Annotated in this window: 19 protein-coding genes; 7 read left to right on the forward strand and 12 right to left on the reverse strand. The window is 41.4% G+C overall.

Translation table 11 applies throughout. The features are described from left to right. Window positions 1-432: 432 nt before the first annotated feature. Window positions 433-672, forward strand: a complete 240-nt coding sequence (locus DK188_RS11780) for a hypothetical protein (protein WP_111671030.1) — start codon at window positions 433-435, stop codon at window positions 670-672. A gap of 400 nt (window positions 673-1,072) precedes the next feature. Here DK188_RS11780 and DK188_RS11785 read toward each other — a convergent pair whose 3' ends face one another. Then, window positions 1,073-1,594 carry a hypothetical protein gene (locus tag DK188_RS11785; RefSeq protein ID WP_111671031.1) on the reverse strand — a complete coding sequence of 174 codons (522 nt, stop codon included), beginning with the start codon at window positions 1,592-1,594 and terminating at the stop codon, window positions 1,073-1,075. 312 nt (window positions 1,595-1,906) lie between these two features. On the opposite strand from DK188_RS11785, the gene DK188_RS11790 reads away from it, so the two are divergent. Beyond that, on the forward strand, window positions 1,907-2,440 hold the full coding sequence (locus DK188_RS11790) for a DUF892 family protein (RefSeq protein WP_157963226.1): 534 nt from the start codon (window positions 1,907-1,909) through the stop codon (window positions 2,438-2,440). Between the two features lie 41 nt (window positions 2,441-2,481). Here the strand turns inward: DK188_RS11790 and DK188_RS11795 are convergent, their stop codons facing one another. From DK188_RS11795 to DK188_RS11805, 3 genes are all read right to left on the reverse strand, one after another. Beyond that, complete coding sequence (locus DK188_RS11795) at window positions 2,482-3,897, reverse strand: sigma-54-dependent transcriptional regulator (protein WP_111671033.1); 1,416 nt, start codon at window positions 3,895-3,897, stop codon at window positions 2,482-2,484. Window positions 3,898-4,147: 250 nt separating this feature from the next. Next, window positions 4,148-4,648: a hypothetical protein gene (locus DK188_RS11800; protein ID WP_111671034.1), complete on the reverse strand. Its 501-nt coding sequence runs from the start codon at window positions 4,646-4,648 to the stop codon at window positions 4,148-4,150. Between the two features lie 69 nt (window positions 4,649-4,717). Further along, window positions 4,718-5,047 (reverse strand): hypothetical protein, encoded by a 330-nt coding sequence (locus DK188_RS11805; RefSeq protein WP_157963227.1) that lies wholly within the window; start codon window positions 5,045-5,047, stop codon window positions 4,718-4,720. Between the two features lie 550 nt (window positions 5,048-5,597). Between DK188_RS11805 and DK188_RS11815 the strand changes: the two genes are divergently transcribed. After that, on the forward strand, window positions 5,598-6,464 hold the full coding sequence (locus DK188_RS11815; protein WP_111671037.1) for a glucose 1-dehydrogenase: 867 nt from the start codon (window positions 5,598-5,600) through the stop codon (window positions 6,462-6,464). Between the two features lie 159 nt (window positions 6,465-6,623). Here DK188_RS11815 and DK188_RS11820 read toward each other — a convergent pair whose 3' ends face one another. Further along, window positions 6,624-8,786, reverse strand: a complete 2,163-nt coding sequence (locus DK188_RS11820) for a catalase (RefSeq protein ID WP_111671038.1) — start codon at window positions 8,784-8,786, stop codon at window positions 6,624-6,626. A 797-nt stretch (window positions 8,787-9,583) separates the two neighbouring features. Here DK188_RS11820 and DK188_RS11825 point away from each other — a divergent pair. From DK188_RS11825 to DK188_RS11840, 4 genes are all read left to right on the forward strand, one after another. Next, a complete protein-coding gene (locus tag DK188_RS11825) occupies window positions 9,584-9,916 on the forward strand; it encodes a hypothetical protein (RefSeq protein WP_157963228.1) in 333 nt (110 codons plus the stop codon). 33 nt (window positions 9,917-9,949) lie between these two features. Next, window positions 9,950-10,270 (forward strand): hypothetical protein, encoded by a 321-nt coding sequence (locus tag DK188_RS11830; protein ID WP_111671040.1) that lies wholly within the window; start codon window positions 9,950-9,952, stop codon window positions 10,268-10,270. A gap of 483 nt (window positions 10,271-10,753) precedes the next feature. Beyond that, window positions 10,754-11,764: an alcohol dehydrogenase catalytic domain-containing protein gene (locus DK188_RS11835; protein WP_111671041.1), complete on the forward strand. Its 1,011-nt coding sequence runs from the start codon at window positions 10,754-10,756 to the stop codon at window positions 11,762-11,764. A 248-nt stretch (window positions 11,765-12,012) separates the two neighbouring features. Then, entirely contained in the window at window positions 12,013-13,182 is a 1,170-nt protein-coding gene (locus DK188_RS11840; protein WP_111671042.1) for an AI-2E family transporter, read from the forward strand. Window positions 13,183-13,382: 200 nt separating this feature from the next. Here DK188_RS11840 and DK188_RS11845 read toward each other — a convergent pair whose 3' ends face one another. The 7 genes from DK188_RS11845 to DK188_RS11875 form a co-directional block, all read right to left on the reverse strand. After that, window positions 13,383-13,907, reverse strand: a complete 525-nt coding sequence (locus DK188_RS11845; protein ID WP_111671043.1) for a PRC-barrel domain-containing protein — start codon at window positions 13,905-13,907, stop codon at window positions 13,383-13,385. A gap of 1,005 nt (window positions 13,908-14,912) precedes the next feature. After that, window positions 14,913-15,695 carry a LytR/AlgR family response regulator transcription factor gene (locus DK188_RS11850; protein ID WP_111671044.1) on the reverse strand — a complete coding sequence of 261 codons (783 nt, stop codon included), beginning with the start codon at window positions 15,693-15,695 and terminating at the stop codon, window positions 14,913-14,915. A gap of 10 nt (window positions 15,696-15,705) precedes the next feature. Beyond that, on the reverse strand, window positions 15,706-16,728 hold the full coding sequence (locus DK188_RS11855) for a sensor histidine kinase (RefSeq protein WP_111671045.1): 1,023 nt from the start codon (window positions 16,726-16,728) through the stop codon (window positions 15,706-15,708). Then, window positions 16,700-16,882, reverse strand: a complete 183-nt coding sequence (locus DK188_RS11860) for a hypothetical protein (protein ID WP_111671046.1) — start codon at window positions 16,880-16,882, stop codon at window positions 16,700-16,702. Before DK188_RS11860 ends, DK188_RS11855 begins: the two co-directional genes overlap by 29 nt. After that, a complete protein-coding gene (locus DK188_RS11865) occupies window positions 16,863-17,540 on the reverse strand; it encodes an ABC transporter ATP-binding protein (protein WP_111671047.1) in 678 nt (225 codons plus the stop codon). The genes DK188_RS11860 and DK188_RS11865 overlap by 20 nt, the downstream gene beginning before the upstream one ends. Before the next feature lie 2 nt (window positions 17,541-17,542). Continuing rightward, window positions 17,543-18,790 carry an ABC transporter permease gene (locus DK188_RS11870; RefSeq protein ID WP_111671048.1) on the reverse strand — a complete coding sequence of 416 codons (1,248 nt, stop codon included), beginning with the start codon at window positions 18,788-18,790 and terminating at the stop codon, window positions 17,543-17,545. Then, window positions 18,787-19,881 carry an efflux RND transporter periplasmic adaptor subunit gene (locus DK188_RS11875; RefSeq protein WP_157963229.1) on the reverse strand — a complete coding sequence of 365 codons (1,095 nt, stop codon included), beginning with the start codon at window positions 19,879-19,881 and terminating at the stop codon, window positions 18,787-18,789. Before DK188_RS11875 ends, DK188_RS11870 begins: the two co-directional genes overlap by 4 nt. Window positions 19,882-19,887 lie beyond the last annotated feature (6 nt).

The following is a 19,887-nucleotide window of genomic DNA, read 5'->3' on the forward strand; positions in this document are numbered from 1 at the left end:
TTATCCGCTAGTTGATTTTCTTTTTTGTTAATCCAATAGCAATATAGAAATTAATTTTTTTCAAGTAAAGTTCAATTTTAGACAAAAACGGGATGACGTTTTCTGCTGCCAATGATATAAATTCCTTTTTTTTATGTGTGAATTTTGGAGTCTAAATGGGTACATATTGCCACACTTTTAATTTTAATCCATTTAGTCATTACTGCTTGGTCTAGTATGTTTCTAATTCATTTACATTATTCTGTATGTTAGTTTCAAAATATGTATCTGTAGGCCTGATAAGGATGATTTCGATGGAAATGTAAGGTTGTTGCATAAAATGAAAATTTAGGGTATGAACCTTGTTTTATATCTAGTATCGATGCGATAAGAACCTAAAAAGTCTGTTCGATTTCATCATTTAAACTAATTCTAATCTTAAACTATTCTATCATGTCTCAAGGCAAAAAAGAAGGAGAAACTGCGAAAAAAATCGAAAACACCACGTCGGAAATTCCATCTGATGTATATCTCTGGAGTGCTGTAGCTTCCATGGGGGTGTCTTTGACACTGAAAATTTTGAGAAAAGATCATTTGGCACTATTTGTAGGTCAATGGGCTGCACCTTTTCTACTGTTTGGTGTCTATAATAAAATTGTGAAAACTCAAGGCTCTGAAGGTGAAAATAACTAATCATGATTTTGTAAATAAGGGAATCGTTATCTTCGGATAACTTTTCCCTTATTTAATTTTATTTTTTTTAGCAAGATGAAGAGTGAATTTTAATCTCCCTTGTCAAATTAAACTATTGAATTGTTGAAATAAGTTTTTTGTAGCACAGTTTAGTGTTAGGTATCCTAAATAATTCTGTATTTTTATTTATGAATTTTTTAGGATAAAAATATCTGAGAATCCGAACGTTTAAGCGTGAGTTTAATTTTTCCCATTGGAAGATTTATATCATTATTTACTTGGGTGGTCTCAGTTTGATTTATCTGGTTTAAATGTAGTTTTATTCACAAGTAAATAACTTTGTGAAGACCAATAGTAGCATATTTGAAATCCAACAGCATTAATTTTTGATTTTCATTTTTTAATTAGTCAGACTATCTGTAAGAAACAATCCCCGCTCAACCATTTCATTCCATAAGGAACCTAATCCAAATTGGTCGGCATTCTGAAGTGTGAGTAAGTGGGGTGTGACATTAGAATCGAGCGCGTCGGAAGAGGATTCTTTTTTGACGTAGGATTGTAACCAGAGATTGTTGTTTTCCAAAGTATAGACCCATTGATAGTCGTATTCTCCTCTTTTGATCCAGGGTCCTATGGCCATATTCTCTTTTGAATCTATCAGATCCACAGGCTTGTGGAAGGTACTTTTAAAAGCCTCCCAATCGATAGCAGAGCTTGAATTGAGGCCAATCTTGACCGCATTATTTGTGCTGATAGGCTCTTTGTAATCGGGTTGGGGGGAGGAAGTTTTGGGAGTTGAACTTACTTGGGGTTGGTCTTCATTCTCTAACAAGGCTTTCTTTTCTTGATTACAGGAGAAAAGGACCAGAAGTGTTAGGAGGATTGTCGCAAATTTCATGGTAAAGTCGATTTGGTTTTTCATGTCGAGTAAGGGGTTAAGAGTTTCAATTTATATACCTCGGGAGGTTTTGGATCTATGGATCTAATTTTTCAAGTTTTCAGGGATCCGCAGTGTTTCTATTTCGATCAGGCTGGTACATTTCTGCCCCATCTCGTTTCTAAATAGAGACATAGGTGGGGTTCTCTGTTTTCAGGTTTCATCTTTTCCTTTGTTTGATCTTTCAAGAATAGCTGTCTGGATGGTTCAAAGGGTTTTTTTGATTCGGTTTGAAGTTTTTGTTCCCGGCGGTTAAGTGGACTAATTCTTGGAATGTTTTAAGGTGAAACCAATCTTTTGATCAGTCTATTTCAATTTGTGATGAACCACACGCCTTACAGCATATGTCTTGAAAGTTCCTACACCACGAACCAATTGATTCAACTTTTTGAATTGAAAATCCAGGAAATCTACTTTGCTGAAAATAAGGTGCTGGATATTCTTGCATTGCTTCATTTAGTGGCGAAATCTGATTCGCTTAAGGAGACCATCATGCTGTACTATCGGTCAAAAGGTCCTCAGATAGAAAGAATTCAGGAATTATTTCTCCTGATAGACAGTCCGATAGCTGGTAAAGGCAATCCCTTGACCGGTTTTATGTTGGACTATTATTCTACTGTCGCCTCACAAAAACGGGAAATCTCAGATATGGAACTCAGAGGTCTGATCGTCGGACTTTCCCGTTTTTTCCAATGTGAATATCTCTGGCTGCTGACCATGTCCAAAGAATTGGGGCTGGCAACACAGTCGGTTTTAAATCATATGATTGAGGAGGAACTTAAGATTTTCAAGAAATTAGATTCAGCAGAGTCCTCACCTTTTCAAGGTTGATTTGCGAAGGTGTGGTTTGCTGCTAGTAATTCAGGCTAGGATTACGCCATATTGATTTGTTTGAGTTTTGAGTACAGCGTTTTTCTGTGGATGTTCAGGACTTCCGCCGCTTTCGTTTTATTGTATTGAACATCTTTCAAAACCTCTAAAATCCGCTGGGATTCGGCACGGGCCGCTGTAGTCTTGAGATCTTCTGGTTCTGGATTGCGAAGGGGCTGAGGTATGGATCGGTTATAGTTTTTTGGATTGGAATCAAAAACTTCCGATTTATTTACCAGAATCCGATGAGGAAGTGAATCTACCTGGATTTCCATACTTCGATTCACAAATAGGCAACACCTTCTGATTACATTTCGGAGTTCCCTGATATTTCCCGGCCAGAAATACTGCGTAAAATATTCCATCACACCTTCACCTAATTTAGGTTTGGGTTGATTTAGTTCTTTAGCTGTCTGTTCCAGAAAGAACTCCACAAACAAGGGGAAATCATCCATCCGCTCGCGAAGTGCCGGCACTTTCAGCACAAACTCATTGAGCCGGAAAAGCAAATCTTCTCTGAACCCATATTCCTGAGATTTTTCAAGTAGATCCTCGTTTGTCGCTGCAATAATTCTTACATCGATCGGGATTTCCTTGGATCCGCCGACTTTTCGAATGACTTTTTCCTGAAGGGCCCGAAGCAAAGAGATCTGGATTTCCATAGGCAGATTAGCTATTTCATCCAAAAAGATTGTTCCGCCTTCTGCCTGTTCAAAAAAACCTGTTTTCGAGTTTAGTGCTCCGGTGAAGGCACCTTTTTCATGCCCAAATAGTTCGCTACCGGCGATTTCTCTGCTTAGGCTCCCACAATCCACTGCTACAAATGGTTTTTCTTTTCGGGGACTTTCCTGATGGATCAGCCGGGCAAGGGATTCTTTTCCAGTACCTGTTTCTCCTTCTATCAAGACGGTGAAATTGGTGTTGCCTACCTTTTGGGCCTGTTTTATCATCCATTTCGCTTTTTTACTGTTTCCATAGACGATGTCTGGATTCTGGTATGCGGTTGGTTTTGGAGTAGGGGAAGGCGACTTGAAATCACTATTCTGCTGAACCAACTCACTGGAATTTTCACAGGATTGGATGATTTCCAGCAGTTCATCGGGATTGAGCGGTTTTTCCAAAAACTGATGGACCCCTTTTCGGATGAGATTAATGGCACATTTAAGGTTGACTTCCCGAGACATAAAAATGAATTGGACCTCAGGTGCAAGAAGCCTACATTTTTCAAAAAAGGCAGTACCCTCCATATCTGGTAACAGGTACTCACTGATGATGATGTCAAATTTCTTCGAGTTTAAAAGCTCAATGGCATGAGAGCAGGTCGCGGCTGTCTCTACGGTAAAATTGTTTTTGCTGAGAAACCGCTGAAGAAGATCACGATGGGAAAGTTGATTATCAGCTACTAAAATACGTTTCATGGTGCTGTGGATTTAAAATGAGAGACAATTCACAAAATTGATTTCTCAAACCTAGCTATATGAAATAGATTCCCATTACATCAAATGCATACAAATGTTGTATCATTCGCAGATTAAATGATATAAAACAATGGCTAATTCCATGAAAATGAACTGTAGAAGGATGATTTTGATTCTGTTTTTCAGTAGCGATTTTTGATTTTAATTCTTAGAAGTTTAATAATCGAATCGGATGAGTGGTGATTTTTAATTAGTTCATGGCATTTATCCGCTGTCGAAATTCAAACCAAAACTCTGAGGGCTGAGCCAGATATGAATAAAGATTCACGGTGACCAAGCCAAACACTACGTGAGCGATTAATAGTGCGATGAAAAAGTGGAATAAATCAACCTTTGGCGGATTATGGTGCAAGTGGAAATAACTACCCCATACGATCACTGCGATCACCCCGCTAATCAAACCAATCCAAAGTGAATCTCCAATCTCGATAGCGAAGAAGCCCCAGTTCCACAGCAGGAAGTATGACAAGGAGAAAATGATACCGATCCCGAAGTGTCCTACCGTCCCGGCAAGATTTCTCTTCCACTTGTCATTGGGAACAGTTGGGCTGCCTGTTACCATGCTGCCCAGAATTGCCATTACTCTGGTGTTTTGTTGGCTGATTAATGAATAGCCATACATGACCAGTGTCATGGCAACAGTTCCCAGAATGCCGGCGAGGACCGTAGTTAAGAAATTAGATAGTTCCATATTTTACTAAAGTCGTCATAAGTGTGGGTGTGATGGGTAATGAAGGAGTTCGACGGGAACCATGGTCTTTTAATCTGGTAAAATCTGCTTTCTTGTCTTCCTTAAAACTGAGAAATCTCCTTTAATACAGAAATCTTTGCGGGTTTTTGTTCTTTTTCCAAGTGGCGCAATTCGCTGGATTCTTGGATTAACTTCAGAATATTTTTTCCGCTTTGGAACAACAGTACATAAGCAGGTAAACTCAGAAAGCGATTTTTTTGGATCGTGGACTCCCTTATGAGGTAAATGGCTGAAACCGACTGTAAAATCGCTGTTGCAAAAAAGAAATTGAATTTCAGGGTTGCTAGGGTTCTTGATTGGGTCATAGGATGGAAAGTCTTTAATCTGAAATGAAGCCATTTTAAAAGAAGGCGGATGTTTCAGATGAATCGTCTAGAAGTCAGTGCAGTATTATTTACAAGGCCTGTACCATTCAATGAAAGGGGCTGTATTTCACGGAGTTCACAGCAATGCTGTATGCCAGAAGTCAAAAAACCACGAAGTGGTAATTATTGGAAAATATGCTTTGACACCCTGTAAACACCTGATCTCAGCTTTTTTTCCGAAAAAGTTCTTTTCTCTGATATTGCGTAACGAGCAAGTTTTTGGGATTGAAAATCACTCTTGGGATTTTGAATAAAGCCTGACCTGCTTCCTTATTCGTGGTCATCTTGCCCCGATCTGTTTCCCGATTGACTCAGAAATAAGGTATGAAATCCTTAAGGAATTCAGGAGTTTAGTTCAAAGAATTAAAGAGCTGGAATTGAGGTGCGTATGTTGCAACTGACAAGCGAAATGATGTAAGGGGACTGGGTGTTGCCTTCTCTAACTTGTCCGTGCGTAAGGGAATGGGCACCGAGTTAGCTCTGCCCACGCGCCCTATTATTTTCAATTTAATCTTTTAAACATCATGACAGATTCAAAAAAAAGCGATCAAAATCCAGCTCAAAAACAGGATGTACAACCTGGAAAAGAACATAAGATGAACCCTCTCCCGGAATATTCGCCCATACAATCGGCTACAGGTACCCAATTGCGTGGAAAAACGGCGGTTATCACAGGAGGTGACAGTGGAATAGGAAGGGCGGTAGCGGTGCTATTTGCACAAGAGGGAGCGAATGTGGTGGTTTCCTATTTGGAGGAAGATAGAGATGCAAGCGAAACAAAAAGAGTTGCTGAAGAATATGGAGTTGAATGTCTTCTGATCAAAGGCGATGTGGGCAATAAAGAACATTGCGGTTCGATTATCGACACCACTGTTTCAAAATTTGGTGGGATAGATATTGTGGTCAATAATGCTGCGGTCCAATTTGAACAAGAGGATTTAACTGAAATCTCTCAAGAGCAATTGCTTCATACATTTTCAGTCAATATTTTCTCGTTTTTCTACCTGACTCAATTTGCCTTGCCTCATCTGAAATCAGGTTCAACAATAATAAATACCACTTCGGTCACCGCTTACAAGGGGCATGATTCGCTGATGGATTATGCCACAACGAAAGGAGCAATTGTCGCATTCACGCGATCATTAGCTATAAATCTGGCTGAAAAGGGAATCCGTGTAAATGCTGTGGCACCGGGTCCGGTTTGGACTCCGCTGATTCCTGCATCATTTTCCGCCAAAAAGGTAGCTGAATTTGGCTCAGACGTCCCGTTGGGTAGGGCAGGGCATCCCAATGAGATAGCCCCTTCCTACCTTTTTCTGGCAACCGAAGCCTCAAGGTATATGACTGGACAAGTACTGCATCCCAACGGGGGAAAAGTGGTCAATGGATAAATGCAGTAAGTGATTTTAATCAATTAAAGGTCAATATATTATAGCCTTCATCTGTATCCGGATGAAGGCTATTTTTTTTGAGTCTTTAAAAAAAACACACCTTCAGTAAATGAAGGTGTGGTTCTGTAATTTTTAATCATCTGGTTCGTCTTACTGTCACTAGACTAATCCCATGGCTTCCCTTTCCCAAAATCGATGTTTGCCAAGCGCTTTGATGAATTCCAAAGGATTGGAATCAGTAAACACCCCCAAGTCACTAAATGTGGCATGTGGACCAGCATTTTCTTTGATAGTTACTCCAATCCGACTTGAGGCAAACAACTCAGTTCCTTTCTTTGAAAAGCCAATAGGTTTGCAGTGTTTGAACGCCTCTTCAATAAACTCAATCTCCTCGGAAATGGCGGCTTGAGTATACTCGGAATCCTCGCCACCTAGCACATATACTGCGTCGAATAGCACGGAAGAGGAGGTTTTAAAAGTCTCATTTACTCGGACTTTTCCTCCATTGGTATCAGAAATATCTCCCTGCCGGGAAGAAATCAGGACAGGTTTTCCGCCTTTTTCCATGACCGCTTTTTTGAAGTTGTCCAAAGCAGTTTGATCAAATCCATTTGAGACCAACAGCGCAATTTTTCTGCTGGTAATAGGATTCTGGTCCATAGGTTTCATACTCAGGGCTGGGGAGAATTTCACCGATTTTGAATTTGATTTTGGTGATTTGGGTTGGTAATCCGCCGGGTCTGCATCCGCCGGGAAACTATGATTCAATGGGTATTCCGGCTCCGGGATATGAGGCATTCCCAAGCCCTCTGCCACTTTTTCAGCCAATTCCTTATCCACTTTCAGGAGTAGCCCTGTGATGCGTTCCCGGATTTCCAAATAGGTCACTTTTCCTAATTCAAACAAGAATGCAGCAAGTATGTGACCCTTTTCATATTCAGATTGACTGTTGTAAAACAGTTTGGCCTGACTGAAATGGTCTCTAAAACTGGGGCTTCTTTCCCGGACTTTATGAGCATCTATGCGTTCAGCATAATGGGTAAATCCACCGTTTTGCTGACCAGCTTGGAATGGACATCCAGCAGCCATGGTATTTGGATGGTAGCCCCCTTTTCCCATAGGTATCTGTCTTCTTGAGAATCCATCCCGCTGATTGTTGTGAATCGGAATTACAGGCTGATTGATTGGGATTTCATGGAAGTTTGGTCCACCCAATCGGATTAACTGGGTGTCAGTATAGGAAAACAGCCTGCCTTGGAGTAGGGGATCATTGGTAAAATCAATACCAGGAACTAAATGTCCGGGATGAAAAGCAACCTGCTCTGTTTCGGCAAAGAAGTTTTTGGGGTTTTCAGTCAAAGTCATTTTGCCAATAATTTTGACTGGGACTTCTTCTTCAGGAATCAGTTTGGTAGGATCCAGCAAGTCAAAATCGAATTTGTGTTCGTCCTCTTCGGGCACGAGCTGAACTCCCAGGTGAAACTCAGGATAGTTTCCATCTTCTATGGCATTCCACAGGTCTCGTCGATGGAAGTCAGAATCTTTGCCCGATATTTTTTGTGCTTCATCCCAGGCGACCGAATGCGCACCCAATACGGGCTTCCAATGAAACTTGACAAAAGTTGATTTGCCATCCTTATTAATAAATCGGAAGGTATGTACCCCGAAACCTTCCATCATCCGGTAACTTCTTGGCAAAGCCCGATCACTCATCAACCACATAATCATGTGCATACTCTCGGGCATAAGTGAAATCAAGTCCCAAAAAGTATCATGAGCTGAACTTGCCTGTGGAATTCCATTATCTGACTCGGGCTTCAGTGAGTGGACCAAATCCGGAAATTTCATCGCATCCTGAATGAAAAACACCGGGATGTTATTCCCAACCAAATCATAATTTCCTTCCTGTGTATAGAACTTAGTGGAGAATCCCCTGACATCTCGCGCCAAGTCGGTTGATCCTTTTGAACCACCGACAGTACTGAATCGGACAAATACCGGAACACTTGTACCGGGTTCCTGAAGAAAGGAAGCCGTAGTAAATTCAGCCATCGATTCGATCAACTCAAAATGACCATGCGCTCCACTTCCCCGTGCATGGACTACTCGCTCCGGTATCCGTTCATGGTCAAAATGGGTCATTTTTTCCCGAAAATGGAAATCATCCATTAAGGTGCCGCCCCTTGGACCGGCCTTCAGGGAATTCTGATCATCGACTATTCTGACTCCTTGATTACTGGTCATGAACTCGCCTTTGGAATAGGTACTTTCCTCTGACAACTGACGTGTTTTCTCGTTTTCTTTTTTGTTTGGGGTATCCATAGTGGTGAGTTTGTATTGGTTTTGGGTTGTTATTGATTGAAATTCAAATCATTGTATTTGGGATTCGATGGGGGATAAAAGAAGGTTCCAAGCTGCTTTTTATGGAAAAAGGCTTTAGGTTTTTCCATTAAACCCAAAGTTGTCATCTGCTGAATAGATCTTTGGTCCACCCATTTTTTCAGCACAGGCAAAGAATTCCCCTTCGGATAGGACAGATGTAGTCCAATACTCAGACCAAAGGCAAAATCCTATCCTGATAGGTATAAGAGTCTGTTTTAGGCGTCTAGCGTTAAGCTGGTTGGTTTCATGTGGATACACTCTGGGTAAATAGCGTTACACCGGAAAAATCCAGCGGAGTGCTGGTGTAGTATTCAAAAAAACGAATCTAAACTGGAGGATCTTAATAGGCCGGAGAACTTTAGGGCTATGGATTCATCTGAGCCTATTTTTTCTACTTTTTCAATTCGGCTCCTTTTCACTTTTTGTACAGGTATGCCATGCTTTTCAGGCCGAATCATCATTCGGAGGAGTATTTGCAGCGTCATCTAGTATAGCTGCCAAATTGTTGGTCAAACGTGTTCATTAGCAAACACTACCGATAGAAAGAAGTAATCGCCAATGGATTGAAAAATCAGAATGATGTATAGCAAGGCGATAGTAAAGTCCGGTAGATGTGACAAGAACTCAATTGTGAATATGCAATTTGACTTCAATCCGGATTTGTTTTTGGCACTAGAACTAATTCAATAAAGCGACAGAAATAATTTAATAGTTTATCCACATAAATTACATTTCACATGAGCACATCAAAATCAATGACCCCGTATTCCAAAGTTGTAGGATCATTAGAAGAAAAAGGCTACGGTCAGGAAATCAGTGTTGGCAGTGGCGGAGCCCAGTTTGGTGGTAGCGGAATGGCTTATCCTGCTGAGGAACTTAAAATCGTAAAAGTTTATCGTTTTGAAGGAGAGTCGGATCCAGCTGACATGTCGGTGATTTTTGCCATTCAAGCCAGCGATGGAACCAAAGGCTATCTAATCAATGCTTTCGGTCCTTATTCGGGTCAGGACAATGAATATTATGATGATTTTATTCGTCGAGTTCCAGTAGAAGAACTGGAAGAGATGTAATCGCTGTGTCCAAGCTTTAAACCCATCGAAACCATGACAAATCCCACTTTAGTACCCACTGGAGCGACCAAGATGATCTTCTCATATTGGTTTCAGTCGCTCAATCCTAATTCAGGTTGCAAATTTCCCCTATTCCTAATGAGAGAGCGGAAGGATCAGAAAAGTGAAGAAATTCGTAAAAGAAGCCAGTCCAACTTTCCTGACGGCAGAGAAAATAGCCACATTGATCAACAGAGAGAAAAGAGGAATGAAAGTCCTCAGGAGGAATTTATCGAGGACGAGCCCAACTGGACCGAAGAATCTGCGAAGGATCCAAAGGGAAAAAGCAAAAAGTCATCAGAGGACAAAGGTTGAGTAAAGCTAGCAGTTGGAATAAAATGGGATTAAGGGTAAGGTTAGCGGCCATGTGAAAGCCATGAGGTTTTTCATGGTCATCTGATGCCTCAAATGTCACGTGGCGACCGTCACAATCCGATAAACTTGGTTTCCAAGAATAATTGACATTGACAAACTACCCATTTTTCGGTTTCTTCTCAGACTGAAATTTTAGACTATAGAAAATATCCCTGCAATCGAACCCTAACAGACTTGACTCTCTTTTTTCCAGAAAAGAATTCCTCCCTTTTCTTCATTGAAGTCTTTCGCTGAAGGGAAAATGATAGCAAAGTGCTCCCCGGTTGGCTTTTTGGGTTTGTTGCTTAATGACCTCAATCCGAGACTTATTTTTCATTCGGTCAAGGGTAATCTAGGTAGGATTCAGCCTAATTCTTTTGATTCAAAGCTTTTGGTTTGAGGTATACTTATTGGAATCCATATTATACTTCTTCCAAGTACCTTATGCAACAATCGCCTACAGCACCAACTATTTCTGAACAAAAGACAAGCCCTGAGGAATATTTTGCCGCTCAGTTGATCAGTCCCAAAAAATTACAGTTTGTGGCCTTGAAAAAACCATGTGTGGAAAAGTATCAGGTATTGGTTAGAATCCAAGGTTCTGGGTTGTGTGTTTCAGATCTGCCGTATTGGCTGGGGCAGGATCGTGTTCACTATCCGCTACAACCAGGAAGGCCGGGACACGAAGGCTGGGGAGAAATTGTAGAAATCGGATCAAAAGTATCGTATTTCAAGGTTGGGAATCAGGTAACTTTTGTCAATGACCTGACTTTCGCAGAATATGCAGTGGTCGAAGAATCCCAACTGCTTGCCCTGCCTGATGAATTGAAAAATCAACCTTTTCCCGGACAGGCTTTCGGAAGTATTTTAAATGTCTTTCAGCGCGCAGAAATCAATCAAGAGGATTCTGTTGCGATCATTGGTCAAGATTTGATTGCAAGGGGAGTGCTTCAGCTTTGCCTCGATGAGGGGACACAAGTACTGGTAGTTTCATCCAGTCAAGCTTATATCAAGGAAGCATCAGAATACACCCCCCATTGTGTCTTTGCCGAAGATCTGGATGGAATCAATCAAGACTCAAAGCTGCTGAACGGAACCGATTTTTTTACGAGGGTGATTGAATGTTCTGGAAAACAAAGCACACTTAACTTGGCAACGAGTCTGGCTGCTCCATACGGCAAAGTCATTCTAGCAGGATATCATCTAGGAGGGATCAGACAGATTGATTTGCAATCCTGCTACAATAAATCACTCGATATCATCAACGCGCACGAAGTTTCTGAAGAAAATATAAAGAAAGGTATGATTATGGCAACTGCTGCTATTCTGGAAGGGAATCTGAATCCGTTTAAGTTGCTCACTAAAGTGTATCCATTTCGAGCTCTTGAGGAGGCCTTTACCTACTTGGAAAATTCAGAGCAAAATGAAAAAATCTATCTCGACATGTCCATTTGATGATCTTTAAATCTGGCATGGCACAACCTGATTTGAATTGAATTCAAGTGATCAATGTGGTTAAATTTTTATTGGAGAAGCTTCCTGATTTTACTTTAAAACGATTTTTTTAGCTTATCTCGAACAGGATAAGAATTATTCATTTCATCGTCCAGCCCATAAAAAGAGCTATATGGGGAAGACAGAAAGTTGAATTTGGACCCGCTCTGATTTATTGATTACCAAAACAGTAAACCTTACTATCACTGATGAATACTAAAAACAAAAGTATCCTAACTATTTTCGCATTGGTTCTTTTCCTTTTATTTTCTGGAATAAAAGGGATGGTTCTTGGAGCTTCATTTTTTATTCCGCTGTCCTTTGCAATCGTGTTGGCACTTCTGTTAATTCCATTAGCCCGTAAACTTGAAAATAAAGGGTTCTCTTCAGGTCTTGCATCGATCTCGTGTGTGGTACTTGCGATGCTGGCCTATCTCACATTCTTCTTTCTGCTTGCGGCTCAAGGGCAGAATTTATCCGAACAATGGCCTGAAATCAAAAATGAGATTAAGCCAAAAATTGAAACTACTCTCAGTAAACTGGAGGAAAAAACCGGTTATGATTTAGAACGTCACCTGCCCGGATTTTTGCAGGAGGATTCGGGTGAAAAGGCAAAGGAGGACCAAGCGAATCAGAATAATCCTTCCTCTTCTAACTTCGACATAGCTGGTAAGGTAGCTCCCGTTGCCATGAATGTTTTTGGTTTTTTTGGCAATTCGCTACTCACTTTCGTCTATCTGTTTTTTCTGATTTCATTCAGGCATAAGGTTAGGACGGCTGTTTTGTTATTTTTTGAAGAGTCAAAAAGAGATGAGGTGGAGCAAATTTTCAATAAATCGATGGGTTTGGTGCTAAGCTTTTTAGGAGGGAAATTTTTGCTTATTACCTTTTTGGCCATTATTTATTCGATTGGATTAAGCATAGCAGGAGTGGAAAATGCCATCATCATCAGTTTAATGGCAGCCTTGTTTTCATTGATCCCATATCTCGGGGTGATGACCGGTTTTGTGCTCTCGATCACCTTCACACTGGTTGGTGGAGGAGATCTCAATTCCCTCATTATCGTAGCGGTTACCTACAGTATTGCCCAGTTTGTCGAGAGCTATTTGTTGGAACCGTATGTTGTAGGGGATAAAGTCAATCTCAATCCCTTGATGACGGTTCTTGTCGTGGTGGCAGGAGGGATGATTTGGGGTGTGGCTGGAATGGTCTTGAGTATTCCCTTTACAGCCATCATCAAGGTGATTTGCGATGCGGTAAAGCCACTGGAGCCTATAGGGTATCTCTTGGGAGGCGAGGATAACAACAAGGACGATATGCCAGGGCCAATAAAAAAATGGACAGAAAAGTTAGTGAATCAAGTGAAAAAGAGGTTTTAAAATCTCAAAGTTTAATCCGTCTTGAAAGTCAAGGAGCTGGATAAAACCAGATTCACGGGCAAGAATCAGGGAATGATCTTTTCTTAGCTAATTAAAGTAAAAAGAAAAAAGGCCCGGTTTTTACCGGGCCCTTTAAACAAAACCAGCCTCATATTTTCTTTCAATTACAGCTTTGCTGAAAGGAAAAACTTCGATTTTTTTTACCAGATTCTTGATTCAGAGTTTTGGCTATCGTTTCCTTCTTCCATGTCTCCGGTGATTCCCGAACGGGCATTGCTAATGTATTCCTTGTTTTTGTCATTGGTCGAGTCAAACACTTCGTCTTTGTTATAGAAAGATTTGTTTTGATTGTTGTATCGGCCATACAAGCTGCGGGGCTCTTCACTAAAATAGGATCGCATCCTGGGAAGAAACTCGGGTTGAGGACCTGTAGGCCAGTTTTCGCTGTCAAAACCAGGAGCATTTTCCAGAGTCTCTTTCGTTTCCTTTACAATTACGAGGTCATTTTCTGCGGTGCTGAATTCAAAAGATTCAAATGGCAAGGCAAGAAGTTTTGATCCTAGATTTAAGAATCCTTCGTCCACTTTAAGGACCACATAGTCAATTTGACCGGTCTGGGTGTTGATCATAAATTCTTTGATCTTGCCAACCGATTCATCCCTTGACGTTCTGACAGTGCTAGAAAAGACTGTGGAACAGCTAATTTGAGAACTAATAGTATTCATGGTATTGTGGGTTAAATGAATAATAAACTATCAAAAGAATACTGCCAGTTATGTGCCAGTGGATATTCAGCCTGAAATCAGGAAATGAGACCACTATGCTGCCAATTGATGTGGTGATCTTATCCCATTTTGAGGCATGAATAGCCTTTTATTGGGTGATTGTGTAAAAAGTAAAAAAGCTAAAACGAGTAGGGAATTTGTTCAAAACTACTTTCGATGGTAAGTTGATTTTTGTTTTTTCCGAGTCTTCGTCCGGAATTGTATGCTGGTTACTTTTCAGAAAACCTGTCAGTGTTCACTAGCTGAAATTTTTCCGAAATGAAGTTTATTCGAAAAGTTGAATAGGGTACTTAGTGGTGCATTTTTGTGCTCCTGTTTTTTCTCCGTCTCTTTCTTCTGCCGCGCCTTTTCATTTCCATTATCAAGGCGACAAGAATAAATGAAACTAAAATTGCTATCAAAATAATAAGTATTACATCGATCATCTTACCACTGGATTTTTTGTGCTTATACTTGAAAAGTAAATGCCAAAAAAAGGGTTAGGATAAGCAATCCTTTGAATCCTACGATTGAATCCTGCCAAGAGGTTATTTAATCTCATTGCATTTTTTTATCAGATCTATAGGAAAAATTGTTTGTGGACAAGGCAGCTCAAATTGTGGAGGGAGGGCTACATTTTTAATCACATTTATGAGGAGGTGAAACCTGATTTCGAATTACTGTTTGGATTTTCCGGCAGTTTCTGGAAGCTTACTTAAGCTGTTTCTAATCAGAAGTGCCAAAACTTGCCATCTTTTTTTCAATGTCTTTCCTATTTGAAAAATGAAGAATACAGTTTCATTCCATAGACAACTGAGGCCCCGTCAAATCCTGGGCTTTTGTTTTACCTCATATTTGTCTAGATAGGAAAGGAAAGACAGGTGTTAAAACTTTGGAGGATCTGAATGCAAGCATGATTACTTGCTGATTGATACTTCTTTGGAGTCTTTTGGGTTTGCCTGCCAATCAATGCCCGCCTAGCAACCACCGTTTAAATAGAGGACTTCGTTCCCGACTGACTTCTACTGCAGAAATCTGGCTGGTTTTTAGGTGGACTTCCAGCCCTTTGTGCGTCGTTTTGATCTGCTTGATTTCATCTATCCGAATGATGAACTGTCGGTTTGCCCGAAAAAAAATGGCGGGATCCAATTTGGTTTCGAGGTCTTCCATGGTCTGGAAATCGGTAATGAATCGCCTTCCGTCCCGGTGAATGAGAAAGATTAATTCTGCTTTGTGGAATCCTGATATTTCGTCTATTCCTACAGGAATCAAACTATTTTGATGGCTTACAAGTAACCTTTCCAGATAGATTTTTCCTGAATTCAATCTTTCAAGGGCATTCCTGAAATCAGGAAGTCCAAATACTTCACGTCGTTTCCGCAGTTTTTCAAATGCTATTTTTAATTCTGTTTTTTCGATGGGTTTTAGAAGGAAATCCACGCTGTTGACTTCAAAGGCTCGAATGGCATACTGATCAAATGCGGTAGTGAATATTACCGGACATGACGGTTCAAAGCGCTTGAATACATCAAAGCTGATTCCGTCGGCTAATTGGATATCGGCAAAAATCAGATCAGGAGCTGCGGACTTTTCAAACCAGCTGATTGCCCTTTTTACACTTGGTAATACCTCGACAATTTCTGCATCTGGAATCAAATCCCGGATATGCTTACATAGGCCATCCGCAACCAAAGGTTCGTCTTCCAGAATTAGGATTTTGGGTCGATCGATTTGAAAATAGCCATTCATATATTTTTCACTAATACCTTGAAATCAGCGGAAACGATACAACATAGAACGTATCATCCTGAATTATTTTTATCGGAAGTTGGGTCAAATAGCCGTAAAGTTTCTTCAGATTGGGAAGACCTAGTTTATTGGATTCGGCCACCAGAATTTTTGGATTTCTGGAGTTTCTTACATGCAGATAGTGTTCGTCCGAAAAAATTTCGATTCTCAATGGTTGGTCAGAATCAATCGCATTGTGCTTGATGCAATTTTCCAAAGCAATCTGGAGGCTGACCGGAGCAATACCCTGATCCAGAATCTCCGGATCGATCTGGATGCTTATTTCAATCGCTTCGCCAAATCTGGTCTTTAACAAAAAAATGAAATGCCCGATAAAGTCCAGTTCTTCCCGGATCGGGACGAAGGATTGGTTTTCATTTTTAAGCACATAACGATACACTTTTGACAAATTGTTGACAAAGTCTGAGGCAAGGGTCGGGTTGTCAAAAATGAGACTGTGCAATGAGCTTAAAGAGTTGAATAGAAAATGAGGGTTGAGTTGGTTTTTTAAATTATCAAACTGAACCTGGGTTTTTTCTTTCTCCAATCGCTCTGCCCGAAGGATGCTTTTCTTCCATTCATCAAAGAAGTGCTTACCGACAAAAATACTATTGATTAAAAAAGACAAGATGATAAACACCGCATAAGAAGACATGCTAAACATGAGGGTCATGGAACCTTCCATGTATTTTCCTGCGATGGAGAATAGCAGTCTGTTCACTATCACCATGTAGATCACACCCAAAATCAGCTGGGTGTTTAACCTGAGAAGGAAGCGTCCGGAAAAGGGTAGAATCTTATTCAGGTAGCCATTCATTCCCCTGAAAAATTCCCAGGTAAATGCCAGAAAAATGAAAGTGAAAAAAATCGTCTCCGCCGGAAAAGGGCCCACTACTTCAAGTTTGTCCCAAATAGAATATCGGATCAGCCCACTGACTAAGGTGACGACCACGATCACACTGTATTCAATAGCGAAGCTCTTTCTCAAATTCATGGAAGGCTAGTTTTAGCGACTTTTTCTGCTCCTTTTCCAGTTGATCCAGGCATGCGATACTCTGGTTGAATCCTCGGATAAATGCCTGGCTGAGACTGGGCTTTCCGGATTGAAAACTTTTCCAAAATCCGGATTCAGTTCGTGACTTTTCCATCTTTCATTTCGATTATACGGTCGGTTTTGGAAGCAAAATCCTCATCGTGGGTGACTGCAATGATCGTTTGTCCCAAGTCCCGAGTCAGGCCTTTAAAGATATCGAAAACTATTCTGGAATTCACCGAGTCTAAGTTTCCCGTAGGTTCATCTCCCATCAGAATCAGCGGCTCATTGATCAGTGCTCTGGCGATGGCCACCCGCTGCTGCTGACCACCGGAGAGTTTGGAAGATACCTTCGTGGCCTGATCTGCAATTCCCAGCAGATCAAGTTTTTCCATTGCTTTGTTTTTGATCTTGGATTCGGGGTATTTCCCCAACTTCATCGCCGGGATCATCACATTTTCAAGTGCGGTAAACTCCGGAAGCAGAAAGTGAAACTGGAAAACAAAACCAATATGCTCATTGCGAAACCGGGCCAGGTAATCCGGAGATTTCCCCGTCAGTTCCTCCCCATTGATCTGGAGTTTGCCCTCAAAATCCATGTCCATAGTGCTCAAAAGGTAAAGCAAAGTGGATTTACCGCTGCCCGATTTTCCGACCAGGCTGAGAAACTCGCCTTTCTTTACCTCCAAATCAATTTCCTTTAAAACTTGAAAGGTGTTGGGGTCATGAAAATACTTGGTAATCCCCTGAGTGTGTAATAGGATGTCTTTCATGATTAGATGCCTCTTATGATTTCAATTGGGTCAATGTTTCCGGCTTTTCTGGAGGGGATCCAGCCGGCAAGGGCGGTGGTTAAAACCCCGAATACAATTCCGATTACATAGTATTTTGGGTCAAAGTTGATAGGCAGTGAGTCCAGGGAAAGCAAATCTCCTCCATCAAAGGGTACCTGAGCCAACAACAGGGAAAATCCAAATCCAACCACCAAGCCCAAAAGGCTTCCAATCAAGCCGATGATCAGCGATTGAGTCAGAAAGATTCCGGTTACATCTTTAGCGGCGAAACCCGTTGCCTTCAGAATGGCGATGTCTTTCATTTTACTGTAAATGGTCATGTTCAGGATGTTATAGATACCAAATCCTGCCACGATGAGTAGGGTGATGGACACTGAATAGGTCATGATGTCCCGGATGATCGCTCCAGCAAGCAGGGTGGCATTGGCGGATTCCCAGTCCTCTGCCTTTTCCCCAAAAGTGGACTGAATCTTCTCTGCTTTTGCCTTTGCAGCCCGGTAATCGGTGATTTTGATATTGAGATCTGTGATGAATCCAGCATCTTTTCCCAGTAGCTTTTGTACAGTGGAGATGTTGGAATAGCTCCTGACGTTGTCTATTTCTCCCAATCCCAGCTGAAAGATTCCTACCACCTTCATCGTATAGGTGACTCCCTGTGGGGTGGTCAGGATGAGCAGGTCACCTACTTGGGCAGAGAGTTTTTTAGCCAATCCGGACCCGATGATCAAACCGTTGGAAGTGGTCATGAGCGCTGTGAGAGAACCTGCTTTCATTTTTGTGCTGAGATTAAAGAGCTTATCCTCTTCCAGGATGTCTACTCCGGCCACCGATCCATTCAACTTCACGGGTCCAAAATTGTAAAACACCTGACTGGTTAATCTCGGAGCGACTCCTACTATTTCCGGGTCCTTTCTGAGTTCTTCTGCAATCTGAAGCGCATTTCTGATTTTGTCCGATTCATTTTTGGGCTTTACACTGTGTACCTGATTTAGCCCAGAAGGATGAATCCGGTCCAGAATCGTCAATCTAGGTTCAGTCACATCCTTATACATCCGGATATCAGCCGAAGCTATTTTGGTCAAATCTTCGGTGAAGTTGTTTAACCCGGTCATGAGGCTGATCATCATGATAAACATGCCTATGCCAAAAGTGACTCCCAACATGGCTACTAAAGTCTGTTTTGGCTTGGAGAGCAAGTGAGTTTTGGCTATTCTGAGAATTACCTTCATGGTTTGATGAGTGCTGACTGGTTGCTTAAGCCTTCTAGGATTTCCACCTCGCTCAAGGTTCGGATGCCCGGGCTTACTTTTGTTTTCTGGACTTTTCCATCTTTGAAAATGACCACACTGTCTCCGGGCAACAGCAATCCTGCCGGAATGACCAGGGCATCACTTTTTTCCCGAATCAGAATATTCGCCTCCAGAGCCAAGCCGGTCAATCGCTTGGGTAAGGAATCCTTCAGGTGGACATCCACCCGGAGCATTTGATCTGCGGGATCTACTTTGGAATATATTTTTGCGAGCTCTGCCTGAAATGTTTTTCCCGGAAATGCATCCATTTCCAGTAGGACTTTCTGCCCGAGACTGATTTTGCCGATGTCCTGTTCGTCGATTTTAAGGTTGCCGATATAGCCCTCGGAAGAACCAAGCGTGGCCAAGACATCTCCCTTTTTGATAAATTCTCCAATCTCAGCCAAGGATTGGAACAGGATGCCGTCTCGGTCACTTCGGATCTGGTGAAAGGCCAATTCATCCTGAAGCTGGAGCAGGTCTTTGCGGGCAGATTCCAAGTCCAGCAGGACTTGCTCTCTTTTGCTTTCCAATTGACTTTGACTTCTCTTAAAACTTTGCTTGGAGCTTTCAAAGGCAGTTTTTGCGGATTCATATTGGGAAAGAGAAACAGCCTTTTGTTCATATAGCTGGGATTGCCGAAGCCATTTCAGTGAGTCGGCTCGATACTGCTCTTCAGCAATTTTAATCCCCTGTACCATTTCTTCCATCATAGGACTGGAAGGGTCAATGTTGCTTTTCGCTAAGTCAAATTTAAGTTGAGCTGCCTGTAGCCTGCTGTCCAAGGCTAAGCCGGAGATGGTGAAGAGGACTTGTCCGTTTTCTACTTTTTCACCATCAATTCCGAATTTGTTCTGTAACACTCCTTCTGTTTGAGCTCTCAATTCAACTTGGCCAATAGCCTCCAAGAATCCTGATGCATATACAGCTTCCATCACAGATTTGGTTTCAGGTTGAAGGGTTTCTGGGGAGGAGCAGGAGAGAATGCCAGCTAGTAAAGTTGACCCGAGTAATTGATTTATTTTTTTCATGGATTT

The organism is Algoriphagus litoralis (assembly GCF_003259255.1).
In the GTDB taxonomy this organism is placed as follows: domain Bacteria; phylum Bacteroidota; class Bacteroidia; order Cytophagales; family Cyclobacteriaceae; genus Algoriphagus; species Algoriphagus litoralis.

What these genes read in the sequence shown, in the direction of transcription:
- DK188_RS11845 (WP_111671043.1), bottom strand. Translation starts at nt 13,907, where the DNA reads ATGAATACTATTAGTTCTCAAATTAGCTGTTCCACAGTCTTTTCTAGC.
- DK188_RS11805 (WP_157963227.1), bottom strand. Translation starts at nt 5,047, where the DNA reads ATGGCTTCATTTCAGATTAAAGACTTTCCATCCTATGACCCAATCAAG.
- DK188_RS11865 (WP_111671047.1), bottom strand. Translation starts at nt 17,540, where the DNA reads ATGAAAGACATCCTATTACACACTCAGGGGATTACCAAGTATTTTCAT.
- DK188_RS11830 (WP_111671040.1), top strand. Translation starts at nt 9,950, where the DNA reads ATGACAAATCCCACTTTAGTACCCACTGGAGCGACCAAGATGATCTTC.
- DK188_RS11820 (WP_111671038.1), bottom strand. Translation starts at nt 8,786, where the DNA reads ATGGATACCCCAAACAAAAAAGAAAACGAGAAAACACGTCAGTTGTCA.
- DK188_RS11860 (WP_111671046.1), bottom strand. Translation starts at nt 16,882, where the DNA reads ATGGAAAAGTCACGAACTGAATCCGGATTTTGGAAAAGTTTTCAATCC.
- DK188_RS11855 (WP_111671045.1), bottom strand. Translation starts at nt 16,728, where the DNA reads ATGAATTTGAGAAAGAGCTTCGCTATTGAATACAGTGTGATCGTGGTC.
- DK188_RS11785 (WP_111671031.1), bottom strand. Translation starts at nt 1,594, where the DNA reads ATGAAAAACCAAATCGACTTTACCATGAAATTTGCGACAATCCTCCTA.
- DK188_RS11815 (WP_111671037.1), top strand. Translation starts at nt 5,598, where the DNA reads ATGACAGATTCAAAAAAAAGCGATCAAAATCCAGCTCAAAAACAGGAT.
- DK188_RS11795 (WP_111671033.1), bottom strand. Translation starts at nt 3,897, where the DNA reads ATGAAACGTATTTTAGTAGCTGATAATCAACTTTCCCATCGTGATCTT.
- DK188_RS11850 (WP_111671044.1), bottom strand. Translation starts at nt 15,695, where the DNA reads ATGAATGGCTATTTTCAAATCGATCGACCCAAAATCCTAATTCTGGAA.
- DK188_RS11870 (WP_111671048.1), bottom strand. Translation starts at nt 18,790, where the DNA reads ATGAAGGTAATTCTCAGAATAGCCAAAACTCACTTGCTCTCCAAGCCA.
- DK188_RS11800 (WP_111671034.1), bottom strand. Translation starts at nt 4,648, where the DNA reads ATGGAACTATCTAATTTCTTAACTACGGTCCTCGCCGGCATTCTGGGA.
- DK188_RS11875 (WP_157963229.1), bottom strand. Translation starts at nt 19,881, where the DNA reads ATGAAAAAAATAAATCAATTACTCGGGTCAACTTTACTAGCTGGCATT.
- DK188_RS11835 (WP_111671041.1), top strand. Translation starts at nt 10,754, where the DNA reads ATGCAACAATCGCCTACAGCACCAACTATTTCTGAACAAAAGACAAGC.
- DK188_RS11840 (WP_111671042.1), top strand. Translation starts at nt 12,013, where the DNA reads ATGAATACTAAAAACAAAAGTATCCTAACTATTTTCGCATTGGTTCTT.
- DK188_RS11780 (WP_111671030.1), top strand. Translation starts at nt 433, where the DNA reads ATGTCTCAAGGCAAAAAAGAAGGAGAAACTGCGAAAAAAATCGAAAAC.
- DK188_RS11825 (WP_157963228.1), top strand. Translation starts at nt 9,584, where the DNA reads ATGAGCACATCAAAATCAATGACCCCGTATTCCAAAGTTGTAGGATCA.